Origin of the sequence: Kibdelosporangium phytohabitans (genome assembly GCF_001302585.1) — a bacterium.
GTDB lineage: Bacteria > Actinomycetota > Actinomycetes > Mycobacteriales > Pseudonocardiaceae > Kibdelosporangium > Kibdelosporangium phytohabitans.
Genome location: NZ_CP012752.1, coordinates 3,939,262 through 3,951,565, shown reverse-complemented (window position 1 = coordinate 3,951,565; position 12,304 = coordinate 3,939,262). Strand labels below are relative to the sequence as shown.

The following is a 12,304-nucleotide window of genomic DNA, read 5'->3' as shown; positions in this document are numbered from 1 at the left end:
AGACCTCTCCTCCACACTTAGGTAAGGCTAAATGACCTTAGGTAAGGCTAACCAGCGCCGACACTCAGGGACAAGTCGCCAGCCGGGGCGTGCGGTGCGAGAATTCCGTGGTCTACCGCACCCTGGCCATTTCAGTACCGGGTGCATTAGGGTGCGGCGCCGGTCAGCCGCCCTGCCGGTTCCCGCCGTCGACCATCCGACGGATCGCATCGGCGATCACCTCGGGCTCGGTGACCGGGACGTGGTGGCCGGACCTCTCGGCGAAGACATGCCTGCCCCGCGGGCTTTGCGCCACGCGGAACGCGTGCGAGGCGTTGGCGGCGGCGCGCAGACGTGCGTTCATCCCACCTCCGGCGAGCTTTCCCGAGATCACCGTTGTCGGCAGCTCCCCCAGCTCGGGTGTGTCTTCCCGGAATGCCGCCAGCTCGTCGAGAAACGTCCGGGCCTGCTGTGCGTGCGTGCGGACGATTCCGGCCGTGAACCCCTCACGGCGGACGTCGCGGGCCGCGTCGGCGGGCAGCGCCTTGGCCATGCCCCGATACGCGACACCGAGCAAACCCGTGTGCGCCAACGCCAGGTTGACTTTGATGGCCACCCGCTCCAGCTTGCGGAAGCCCGGGCTGAACAGCACATCGGCGGCCTCGTCGGTCGGGTCGACCAGCACGAGCCCGGTGATCCGCTCGGGCCGGTCAGCCGCGGCGACGCGCACGATCGGGCCACCGGCGCTGTGCCCGACGAGGATGAACGGCCCTGGTTCGAAGTGGTCGAGCACCCGCCCGAGGTCGTCCGCCATCCGCCGCAACGTGCGTGACCGCGGATCGGGCGCGCTGCGGCCGAGACCCGAGCGGTCGTAGACGATCGCCCGCGCCCATTCGCCGACGAGCGGCTGGACCAACGCCCACGTCGAGCGGGACGCGGCCGCTCCGGCCTCGAAGACAACGGCCGGACCGGTCCCCGGCCCCGGCAGCACCTGGGCGTACAACTCGCGCCCGTCCCCGGCGGGGACGAGAACCGGCTCACCCTGGATGTGTGCCATGGTTCCCCTCTCGCGCACTCGCGGGTTGCGATGGCGACAGTTGTACCGGTCGTCCCGGTGACCGGGCACAGACAGTGGATCAGATCACCGGTGCGCTGGAATGCCAGGCGATTCAGTCCCCGCCGAGCTCTGCACGGATCCACTCGCGCATCGACAGCACGCGCACGTACCCGCCCAGCCGTCGCGACCACCACCAGCAGCGCAACGGATGCCGCGCCGACAGCAGCACGGTGTCGGCCATGTGCCGTGCCGCCAGCACCCGGCTGAGCTTGATCACGCTGCCGTACACCGGTTCGATGTCCCACGAGACGCCGGTCATCAGCGGCGCGACCGTGAGGAACCAGTCGATCTCGTAGTCGTCGTTCTGGTGTGCGGGCACTGGCCCCATGATCTCGAATCCCCAGGTGGCAGGCATCGGCAACGCCAGCACCACATGCCTGCCGGACCGGGCGGCGATGCGGACGACGTCACGCAGCTGCGACAGCGTCTCGCCTGCCGACGTGACCACCATGATGATGGCGCCCGTCCGCGTACGCGCGGGCCGCCTGATTCCCCACAGCCACCCGCGTCCCGGCATGTTCAGCACGGCGCGCCACCGCCCGGCGGCGACATCATGTCCACAGTGGACAACTCAGGAAAGCCTGCCATGGTAACCACGTTGCGGGCACCCGCTCGACAAGCGCTTGATTTTGGGCCGACACGGACCCATCCCACGGCCGCCGATTATGGGTAGCATCCCTTGATATGCGAGCCGAGCTACTCAAAGGCAATCTGAACGGCATGCTGCTCGCTGTACTGAGCTCCGGCGAGCTGCACGGGTACGCCATCATCGAGACGCTGCGTGAGCGCAGCGAAGGGCACGTGAACCTGCCGTCCGGCACCGTGTACCCCGCACTGCACCGGCTGGAGGCGGCCGGCCTGGTCAGCAGCGACTGGCAGTCGCACGGCGGTCGCAAGAAGCGCGTCTACGCCATCACCCCGGCCGGCGAGCGAGCGCTGTCGGACAACCAGCGGACGTGGCGGGAGGTCGCGCGCACGATGTCAGCCGTGTTGTTCGGCGGCGCGGCTGACACGAACAACCGCACGTGATCCATAGTTCCGACATAACGGACACACGCTCTCGGGCCGCACACCGGCAACCGCACGCGCGGTCAGTCGAGAAATTGCCCACCACCGAATACTCGCCACATTGCAACGCTCGGCGTGATGCCGGCGACGCGACCGATTGGCCGCGTCGCCGGCATTGATTCACAGGTGAACACACAGGTCGGCGAATGCGTTCCGGTCAGCGGAACGTGGTGTCTCGCGCGGTTTTATGGCCTTGTCAACCGAATGAGATCGGCGTGGCAGCGAGGGTGGTGTAGGTGGCGTTAATGGCGCCGACCTTGCACCCTCCTTCGACGGTCGCACAATCCACGGTTCCGTACGGCTCGCCGGTCTGAGTCGTGCCCTGATAGGCGGCGTGCACCACCAACGCGCCGGAACCGCTTCCCGAATCGTCGACATTGAACCGGCTGGTGTTGGCCCAGTCGCAGACGATGACCCCACCGGGTTGCGCGCATTGCGCGACGATCACTTCTTCGCCCGCCGCGAACCCGGCGACAGCCGCGGAGACGGTCTGGCCGTCGGCCAGACCGGTGGACGGGGTCGCGGTCACCGACGGGGCGTCGGCCAGCGCGGACGGGCTGAAGGCGACCGCGAGACCGATGGCGGCGGCGGCGATTCCGAACTTCCTGAACTTCATCAAGAGTACCGATTACCTTTCCGATGAGGTGCAACAGTTTTCCTGACAACCGCGCCGGATGCGGCGAACCGGATCGGCACGGCATTCGTTCACGAACGGCACGGCCGGCGCCGAGGTGTGGGGGGCACCTCGGCGCAACCGGGAGAGGCCGGGGAACAACAGGGAAAAGAAAGCCGGAGCCGTGGACACGAGACGGCATTCATTCCGGCAATGGGGGGATCGGTCCCTCAAGGACCTTCGCGAACCCTGCCCCGTCAGCGCCTCACATAAAACGACGCTATCGCAACGGTGATCAACGTGTCAAACGCGCCGCGATACCGGGGACACGTTGAAGTCCCACCAGCACAATTCGAGCGGACAACGAGACCATACCCGCCGATAAAACCATGTCCGCAGTTGCGACAAATCAGCCACGCCATTCCCAACCAGAGACGACCACGACTGTCACTAGGCCGAACGGGTGACGACATCCGGTCCGGGTTTTACATTCGGCAGGACAAAGTAAACATTCCGTTCACAGGAACCGCCGAGCCCGGCGGAGCCAATGCTGGACGCGCGTGCCACATTACGCCGAAATAGCGGCCACCGCAGCGCGGAACTCGGCACCGGCAACGCGGTTGAGCTGGGCAGACGACATGAAAGCAAGCCGACGGAACTGCCGCGCCCGCCGACCGCACGCGGCCCCGGTCCGCCGGGTGGCTGCTAGGTCCGCTCTTACACTTGAGGTGCTCACTTTCCCTCCGGTAACTTGCCGATCATGTGGGACTGGGGACTTGCTTTCGCGCGGGCGCACACGCGTGCTGTACGCCATTTACCGGACCGCGGCGAAACCGGGTCCCCGGCACAATTGGATCGATCCTCGAGTGGCGTGTGGTATCGCAATGCGGAACCCACTGGCGAGTGGCTTCAGCGCACACTTAACCCGCGGCACGACGGGCACGCGCCGCCGACCGTCAATACCACGCACACACGCCTGGTAACCCTCCAGAGGAGTACACCGACAATCGGGGGAATCAGCACCGGATCGGCCCGTGACAGCTTGACTGCGCACTCCCCCTGAGGAAGACTCCGGCGCGTTCCGCCACTGGTGTACCGTGCGACAATGTTGTCGATCACCCGCTGGGGAAACACTGTCAGCAGGCGGGCAGGACAGTGAGCCGGGTGAACACGAGGACGGAATAGGGCTGTGTCGTTCGGCGTACTTGGGGGTACCCGGTGACAGTGACTTCCACGCAAGGGGCCGTGGGGGAGGATCGTGGCGAAGCTGAGCCTGCAAACCATCTATTCCGGGCATTACGGTCTGGCGGCCGTCCATGGCCGGGATGAGTATGTGGAAAAAATAACGACGATACTGCGCAGGGTGGCGAGCGCGGGGCGGTCGACGACGGTCGTCGTCGAGGGCGCGCCGGGCAGCGGCAAGACGCGGCTGCTCGCCAAGGCGACCGAGCTGGCGGAAAGTCAGGGATTCACCACCTTCACCGGCGTGTACGAACAGCTGGGCAGGCCGGAGAAGATCACCGCCGGTCCCAGCGCCCCCGCGGCGGGGACCGAACTGATCCCCGTTCCGGAGGGCGCGTCGACGCACGCCAATCAGGCGTACGCGCAGCTGGCGGACCTGCTGCTGCACAGCCCCGTGCTGGTCCCGCTGGACAACATCCACCGCGCGGGCCCGACGGTGATGCTCACCGTGCGTGCACTCATGACCAAGCTGCGCACGCAGTCGGTGGTGTGGCTGCTGTCCTGCCCGCCCGGCAACCGGGCCGCTCTCACAGCGCTGCTGGGCCACGAGATCACCGAAGCCGAGCAGTTACCCGAGCTGCCACCGCTCGCCCCCGCGGCGATTCGTTCGGTGGCAGCGGATCTGCTCGGGGCCGAGCCGTCGCGGGCGTTGCTGTCCATATTGGAGAGCGTCACCATTCCCGGCCCGTTGGTGGAACTCGTCCGCGGGCTCGTGGACGACAAGGACGTCGACATCACCGAAGGCGTCGCCGACCTGGCGCGGCGCCCCGCGGTCAACGCGATCACCGTCCCGGGCCTGCGCGCGGTGGAACTGCCCGCCGAACCCGCGCTGCCCGAGCGGTTCGTCACCATGGTCACCGCCAAGCTCGACGCGCTCGACGCGCCGACACGGCAGCTGCTGCAGGTGGCAGCCGTGCTCGGCCGTGAGTTCGCGCCGGTCGACCTGGCGGCGATGCTCGGCAAGTCCCCGGCCGAACTGCTGCCGCTCATCCACGAGGTGATGCGCAGCGGCCTGGTGGCGGTCGACGCGGACTCGTTCGCGTTCAGCAGTGCCCCGCTGCGGCAGGCCACATTGGAAACCGTGCCGAAGCCCATCCGGGTGATGCTGCACCAGCAGGCCGCGCGGATCCTGATGGACCGGCCGGGCGGGCGCCTGAACGCGGCCGTCCACCTGGCACAGGGCGCGGTCGCGGGCGACGCCGAGGCGATCGGGGTTCTCACCGAGGTCTCCGCCGAGCTGCTGGCCACCGACCCCGCCCGCGCCGCCGGCCTGGCGACCGGCGGGATGCGCCTGTGCGGCGCGGACACCCCGGCGTACCTCGAACTCGCCGCGATCGCCGCGCAGGCCTTCACCCGGTCGGGCGCGTTGCCCGCCGCGATCCGGTTCTGCCGCCAGGCGCTGGAGAACACGAACGCCGACACTCCGCAGACCCAGGCGTTGCACCGCTGGCTGGCGACAGCGTTGTTCCTGCGCGGCCAGGCAGCGGCGGCCACGGCGAGCGCGAAGCGGCTGCTCGACTCACCGTCCTGTGTGGACCCCATCCGGGAACAGGTCGAGGTTCTCCGGCTGACCGCCGAGTCCTTGTCGGACGAACGCGCGGCGATGGGCCGGGCCGGTGAACTGCTGGCAGGCAACCAGCAGCTCACCCCGGCGGTCTCCACCGCCGCGCGCGCGGTGCTCGCGCTCTCCCGTTGGCGCAACGGGCAAGTCAACGAAGCGCTCGACCTGACCGACAGCGACACCAGCGACGGCGCCTGGTTCAGCAACCCCACTTGGCTACGAGTCAGCCTGCTGACCAGAGCACGTCGTCTCGACGAGGCCAAGGACCTGCTCGCGCGGATCGAGTCGGGCGGCGGTGACATCGGCTGCGTGATCGCGGGCGTGCCCGCCATGCTGTCCGCGGCCATCCTGCTCGCCGAAGGAGATTTGCACGAAGCGGCAAGAGTGGCCGGTCGCGGCCTGGCCGCGGCCCAGACTTACGACATGCCGCTGTACGCGCCACAGGCCGCCACCGTGCTGGCGATGGTCGCGCTGCACCGCGGAGATCTCGTCGCCGCCGCTCGGCACACCAGTCAGGTGAACGACTTGCTGGCCCGTGAGGACGCACGACCTTGGTGGGCGGCCAGTCTGCTCGCCCGCGGCATGGTCGCCGCGGCCACCGGCGAGTCCGGGGCGCTGCACGAGGTGCTGGCCACTGTGCGGGCTGACGCGGGCATCCGGCGTGAAGTCCTGCTGGAGGACCCGGCCGCCGCCGCGTGGTTCGTCCGCGTGGCAACCGAACACCACAGCGAACGGACCGCTGAGTCCGTTGTGGATACCGCGGAAGCACTGAGCCAGGCCAACCCGAGCCTGGTCTCGTTGCGGTACTCGGCGTGGCACGCCCGCGCGTTGCTGGACGGCGGGACAGCACCGCTGGCAAGGGTGGCACGGGAACACGTGGATCCGATGTGCCGCGTGTTCGCCAGTGAGGACCTGGGCGTCGCACTGTGCGATGAGGACCGTGAGGCCGCGGTCGAGCAACTCGACCAAGCCATGGACGCCTACTCCGAGATCGGTGCGACGTGGCACGCCGCGCGCGTCACGCGGCGGCTGCGCACCCTCGGTGTCCGGCGTCGCAACTGGAAGCAGACCAAGCGTCCGGTGACCGGTTGGGACAGCCTGACCGACACCGAGCGGAAGGTGGCGACACTCGTCGCGAAAGGACTGACCAACCGGCAGGCGGCGGGCCACCTGTTCGTCTCGCCGCACACCGTCGGCTACCACCTTCGCCAGATATTCCGGAAGCTGGAGATCGGATCGCGTATCGAACTGACCAACCCGAAGAACTGAATCCACGCACAAGGTCCACCACTGTCATCCGAACTCCTGGGGGAGCTCGAGAACATGAGCGTGTAAGATGACCAAGACAAGGGAGACCACAGCGAGCCCGATCGGGCAGCTGCCTGTGTCGAGTTCGCTCGAATTCTGTCTGCGGACGGTGCATTCCCGGCTGTCACCGTGTTTCGCCAGAGCCGAGCCGCGGATGCGCGCGCTGAACTACATGTTCGGCCTCGCGAACATCGTCAACAAACCGTCGGCCGGGCGGCGCAACATCGCCACCTACGAGTCGGAGTACCGCGCCGACGGCGCCCAGCGCCTGCTCACCACCGCGCGGTGGGACGACGCCGAAGTCCGCCGGAAACTCCGTGAGATGGCCCGTGCGGCCGCGGCGACGGGCGGCGACTTCTTCATCACCGAGGCGACCTTCGCCAAGAAGGGCAACCGTGCCGTCGCCGTCGACCTGCAGTTCTCGTCGGAGAACGGCCGTGCGCAGAACTGCCAGAACGCGGTGGCGCTGCTCTACGTCAGTCCGGACAGGAAGGTTTTCCTGCTGGACATCGACCTGTACCTGCCACCGGCGTGGTCGGAGAGCGAACGGCTGCGCAAGCAGGGCAACATCCCGCCGGAGGTGCGCCACCGGTCCAAGTCGGCCATCGCGTCGGACATGATCCAGCGCGCGATAGCCGACGAGTTCCGGCCACGGCGGATCTACCTGTCACTCAACTGCCCGAACAAGCTGCGGCTGTTGATGTTGTTGCAGCAACAGCAGATCCCGCACCTGACCTGGCTCACCTCGGCGGAACTCGGCCAGCTGGACGAGTCGGCCGAGCCGAGGACGCCGGCCGGGTGCAGAGCGGATCTCGTGCCAAGGCAGATGTCCCGGCAGCGGCCGTCTCCGATGACGGTCACGCTGACACCGACCCCGCCGTTCGCCACTGCCGGGAAACGGGCCAGCACCAGCTACTTCCGGGCCTGCATGCACCACCCCCTGTCCCCCAACGGGATGGGGCACGCCATGGCGGAGATGCGCCACCTCGACCGGCGCTGGCGCGCGATCCGCACCCGATCCCAGCTCGACCGCTACGAAGTACGCGGCTGGGTCGGGTGGCACAGGCACATGACATTGGCGATGGCGGTGCAGTTCGCCAGTGAACTGACCGAGGAACCAGTGCCGGTCTGAGCGAACTCCACGCTGCGGGTGGGTGGCGCGTTCCGGTCCGACCGGCCGGAACGCGCCATCCACGGTTAAAATCGGGGAATGCTCACGGTAGAAGTCACCGAAGTCATCGCCTGCACACCGGACGAGTTGCTCGAGTTCGCGATGGATCCCGAACGGTACGCCGAGGTGGACACCAAGATCCGCCCGGTGGTGTGGGTGCGCAGGGAAGGCAACGTCACCGAGTTCAAGTTCCGCTCCAAGCTGGCCGGTCTGCCCGGCCCGCCGACGGTGTCCCGGATGACCCTGACCCCCGGCAAGCGAGTGGACGTCGCCCTCGCGCCACCGCCTGCCAACAAGATGACCCGGCTGGCGTCGAACTTCACCGCGAGCTTCGTGTGCACCCCGGTCGACGGCGGGACCCAGCTGGTCCGCACCCTGAACTTCGACTTCAAGCCGTTCATCGGATGGCTGGCTGAACCGATGTTGCGCAAGTGGTTGAACAAGGACGTGCGCGACGAGGTACGCCTGGCCAAGGCGTACCTCGAACGCGACAGGACCTAGCGTCCCGGCCCGTGGACCGGCTCAGTCGGCCCGGCTCTGCCTGGCCGCGGCTGCCTTCTCGGCTTCCAGCAGCGCGACCGGGGTGATCTCGATGTACGCCGCTTCCTCGTACACCGTCGCCACCGTCTTGTCGTAGACCTTGCGGCCGATGCCGTACGCGTCGATGATGATCTTCGCCGCGCGTGGCTTCTCCTCGTCGGGCAGCAGGCGCGCGACGCAGGGGATGACAGCTCCGACCGGCTTGCCCCGGATGTTCGACGGCGCGAACAACACGTTGGGGTTGCGGCGAATCCGCCGCACCTTCAACGAGTCGATCCCGGTTCGCAGGTACGCGCGGCCGTTGTCCAGGCCGAACCACATCGCCGACGGCACCGGGTCGCCGTTCTTCTTGTACGTGACCATCAGGCAGAACCTGCGGCGCCTGAAGTGGTCCAGGTTCTGCGGCGCGCCGTCCGTCGCCTTGACGTGCCACGTGATCGGGTCACGCCACGAGTCGTACATGCGCAGGACTCTTTGCTCCCACCACTGTTTGGTGAACACTCGCAACACGTTCATCCCCCAATCCCCGATGCCGCTACGGGACAAGTACGACGCGGCCCGGTTTGTCGTTGGTGCCGGATTCCAGCAGCTGGTGCGCCTTCGCGGCCTCGCTGAGCGGGAGTTCCGCCCTGATCCGGCCGCGCAGGCGCCCGCTGCGCAGTTCCCTGTTGACGGTTTCCGCCGCGGCGCGCAGGTCCGCCGCGGACGCGTTGCTGATCACGAAGCCGTGCAGGCTGATGTCCTTGGTGTAGACGGCCCCGACGGGCAGCTCCGCCCGGCTGCCCATTCCCGCCATCAGCACGATCCGCCCGCCGCGCGCCATGATCGGCAGGACTTCGTCGAAGTCGTGCCGTCCGGAGTTGTTCCAGTACACGTCCACACCGGACGGTGCAAGAGTGGCGATCTGACCGGCGATGCCGGGCGATCCACGGTCGATGACCGCGGCGGCGCCGCAGTGCTCCCGGCACCATTCGGCGTTCTCCGCACGGTCGACCGCGAGCACACGGACCCCGGCGGCGGACGCGAGCTGGCAGACCGCGCTGCCGACGCCTCCGCCCGCTCCCACGACCACGATCGTCTCGCCGGGCCGGATGCGTGCCTCACGGTAGAGCCCGATGTGCGCGGTGCCCGCCGTGTGCAGGACGGACACGGCGGCGATCGGGCCGACACCGTTGGGCAGCGTGTACAGCCGGTCCTGCGGGACAGCCACGTACTCGGCGAAAGCTCCCTGCCGTCCGTTGTGGCCCATGCTGTTGGTCCACACCCTGGCACCGGCCGGGAACGACTCGGTCTGGTGCACGACCGTGCCGGCCAAGTCCCGTCCGATCACGAACGGGAACGTCATCTCGGTGGCGTACGCACCTGAACGGACAAAGGTGTCCACGTGATTCGCGGCAACGGCGTCCACACGGACGAGGACCTCACCCGGCCCGGGAACCGGCACGGGCAGCGAGCCGACGCGGATGGCGTCGGACGGCCCGTGCTCGGTGATGTACGCGGCCCGCATCTCCTCGGGAACGGTCATTCCTCTTTGACTCCTACGCGCTCGTGCACCCTCCGCAGCAGCGGCGGCGACCACCAGGCCGTGCGGCCCATCAAGGCGAGCGCACCCGGCACGAGGACACCACGCACGAGGATGGCGTCGATCAGGATCGCCACACCCGCGGCGACACCGAACAACTGCAGGAAGCTGATCGAGCTGGTGAGGAACGAGAAGAACACGACCGCCAGCATGCCCGCCGCCGCCGAGACGATGCGCCCGGTGCGGGCCATCCCGTTGCGCAGCGCTTCCTCGTTGCTCGCGCCCGCGTCGTGCAGTTCCTTCACGCGGCTGATCAGGAACACCTCGTAGTCCATGGACACGCCGAACACGACGCAGAAGATCAGCACCGTGATTGCGGTGTCCACCGGTTGGGCGGTGAACCCGAACATCCCGGCCAGATGCCCGTCCTGGAAGCCCCACACCACGATGCCGAAGGTCGCGGCCATGCTGATGCCGTTGAGCACCAGTGCCCGCACCGGCTGCAACACGCTGCCGGTGAACAGGAACAGCACGACGAACGTGATCAGGACGATGATCGCGATCGCCCACGGCAGCCGGTCGCCGATCGCCTGCTGGGTGTCGATCAGCTCGGCGTCCGTGCCGCCGACCAGCACACTGGTTCCCGGTGGCGCGGGCAAGGCGCGCAACGACTCGACGAAGTCCAGTTTGGCGTCCGACTTCGGCTCGTCCTTGGTCGCCACGCTCAACCACTGCGCGTCCGGCTTCCCGCGCGCCGCGTCGGCCGGTAGCTGCACCGCGAGGGTGCCCTGGACGTACGCTCCCGCACTGGACTGGACGCTGACCACGCCGGGCATGCCGGAAAGCCGGCCCGCGTACCGAGCCACCGCGGGGCCGTCCAGGCTGCCCAGCACGACAACGTCGACAGCGGACGAGTTGACGCCGTCGAAGGCGGTCCGGACCGTGTCGTTCGCCGCGCGGCTTTCGGTCTCCGCGGGCAGCACGCGGTCGTCGACGTTGCCGAACTGGGCGTGCAGGACGGGAACCGCGAGGAACAGCAGCACGATGACGACCGGGATCACGGCCCGCAGCGGGCGTTTCGCGACACCGCCCGCCAGTTTGCCCCAGAAGGGCGCGTCCGAGCCGCGCAGGGACTTCGACCACGGCAGCTTCAGCGCGTTCACCCGGTGGCCGAGCAGGTTGAGCAGCGCCGGGATCACGAACAGGCACGCCAGCGCGGCGATGACCACGACGCCGACGCCGGCGAACGCGAGCGAACGCAGGTAGAACAACGGGAAGACCGCCATCGCCGCCAGTGCCGCGGCGACGGTGAACGCGGAGAACAGGATGGTCCGGCCGGATGTCCGGACAGTGGTCTCGACCGCGTCGGCAACCGTGTCGCCCGCGGTCAGCCGTTCCCGGAATCTCGCGACCATGAACAGCGCGTAGTCGATGCCGAGGCCGAGACCCAGCGCGGTGGTCAGGTTGACGGCGAAGATGGACACGTCGGTGACGCCGCCGAGCAGCGCGATCTCACCGAACGTGCCGACGATCGCCAGCAGGCCGATCACCAGCGGCAGCAGCGCCGCCACCACGCTGCCGAACGCCAGCACCAGCAACACCAGCGTCACCGGCACGGCGATGGCCTCGGCCACGATCAGGCTGCGCTGCACCTCTTCGTAGACGTCCCTGGCCACGCCCTGCACACCACCGAAATGGACGGTCACCGGACCGTCCGTGGCGTGGTACTTGTCGTACAGCGCCTGGGTGTTCTTCAGTGAGGTGTCCTCGTCCCCGGCGACGTGCGCGGCGATCAGCGCCGACGAGCCGTCCTCGGACTTCAGCGCGGCGACCTTGCCGGGGAAGTAGGACAGGACGTTGCTCAACGTCGACTCTCTGCCCAGCGCCTCGGTCAGCCGGGTGCCCTCGGCGAGCACCTCGGCCGAGTCCAGCGTGCCGCTGTTCGGCTTGACCAGCACGAACAGGTTGTACTGGCCGCCGAACCGCGAGTCGATCCGCTCGGCGGCGACGCTGGAGTCCGAGCTCTCGTCCAGGTAGCCGCCGACCTTGACCTTGCCCATCGCCCCGGTCGCCAGCACCCCGGCGGCCACCACGAAAAGCCCACTGATCACCAGGATCAGTCGGGAACGCCGGCGCACGACACCGGCAATCCACCCCAGCATGTCCACTCCCCCTGCAGTCCT

The 12,304-nt window shown here is 68.1% G+C and carries 10 protein-coding genes; 4 read left to right on the top strand and 6 right to left on the bottom strand.

All coding sequences use genetic code 11. The features are described from left to right. Positions 1-163: 163 nt before the first annotated feature. Positions 164-1,036 carry an alpha/beta fold hydrolase gene (locus tag AOZ06_RS18190; RefSeq protein ID WP_054290499.1) on the bottom strand — a complete coding sequence of 291 codons (873 nt, stop codon included), beginning with the start codon at positions 1,034-1,036 and terminating at the stop codon, positions 164-166. 112 nt (positions 1,037-1,148) lie between these two features. Then, positions 1,149-1,622, bottom strand: a complete 474-nt coding sequence (locus AOZ06_RS18185; protein ID WP_054290498.1) for a hypothetical protein — start codon at positions 1,620-1,622, stop codon at positions 1,149-1,151. Positions 1,623-1,780: 158 nt separating this feature from the next. On the opposite strand from AOZ06_RS18185, the gene AOZ06_RS18180 reads away from it, so the two are divergent. Next, on the top strand, positions 1,781-2,125 hold the full coding sequence (locus AOZ06_RS18180) for a PadR family transcriptional regulator (protein WP_054290497.1): 345 nt from the start codon (positions 1,781-1,783) through the stop codon (positions 2,123-2,125). Between the two features lie 235 nt (positions 2,126-2,360). On the opposite strand, the gene AOZ06_RS18175 is transcribed toward AOZ06_RS18180, so the two are convergent. Then, on the bottom strand, positions 2,361-2,780 hold the full coding sequence (locus tag AOZ06_RS18175) for an enediyne antibiotic chromoprotein (protein ID WP_054290496.1): 420 nt from the start codon (positions 2,778-2,780) through the stop codon (positions 2,361-2,363). Positions 2,781-4,035: 1,255 nt separating this feature from the next. On the opposite strand from AOZ06_RS18175, the gene AOZ06_RS18170 reads away from it, so the two are divergent. The 3 genes from AOZ06_RS18170 (at position 4,036) to AOZ06_RS18160 (ending at position 8,560) form a co-directional block, all read left to right on the top strand. Further along, positions 4,036-6,849 (top strand): helix-turn-helix transcriptional regulator, encoded by a 2,814-nt coding sequence (locus tag AOZ06_RS18170; RefSeq protein ID WP_083471773.1) that lies wholly within the window; start codon positions 4,036-4,038, stop codon positions 6,847-6,849. Positions 6,850-6,916: 67 nt separating this feature from the next. Continuing rightward, positions 6,917-8,020 carry a transposase gene (locus AOZ06_RS18165; RefSeq protein WP_054290494.1) on the top strand — a complete coding sequence of 368 codons (1,104 nt, stop codon included), beginning with the start codon at positions 6,917-6,919 and terminating at the stop codon, positions 8,018-8,020. 78 nt (positions 8,021-8,098) lie between these two features. Then, positions 8,099-8,560: an SRPBCC family protein gene (locus AOZ06_RS18160; protein WP_054290493.1), complete on the top strand. Its 462-nt coding sequence runs from the start codon at positions 8,099-8,101 to the stop codon at positions 8,558-8,560. 21 nt (positions 8,561-8,581) lie between these two features. On the opposite strand, the gene AOZ06_RS18155 is transcribed toward AOZ06_RS18160, so the two are convergent. The 3 genes from AOZ06_RS18155 to AOZ06_RS18145 are packed head-to-tail and all read right to left on the bottom strand — an operon-like array spanning position 8,582 to position 12,283. Further along, positions 8,582-9,115 (bottom strand): PPOX class F420-dependent oxidoreductase, encoded by a 534-nt coding sequence (locus tag AOZ06_RS18155; RefSeq protein WP_054290492.1) that lies wholly within the window; start codon positions 9,113-9,115, stop codon positions 8,582-8,584. Positions 9,116-9,134: 19 nt separating this feature from the next. Then, a complete protein-coding gene (locus AOZ06_RS18150; protein WP_225954799.1) occupies positions 9,135-10,124 on the bottom strand; it encodes an NADPH:quinone reductase in 990 nt (329 codons plus the stop codon). After that, the gene (locus AOZ06_RS18145; RefSeq protein ID WP_054296719.1) at positions 10,121-12,283 is read right to left on the bottom strand and encodes an MMPL family transporter; all 2,163 of its coding nucleotides are present in this window, start codon (positions 12,281-12,283) and stop codon (positions 10,121-10,123) included. The genes AOZ06_RS18150 and AOZ06_RS18145 overlap by 4 nt, the downstream gene beginning before the upstream one ends. Positions 12,284-12,304: the final 21 nt, after the last annotated feature.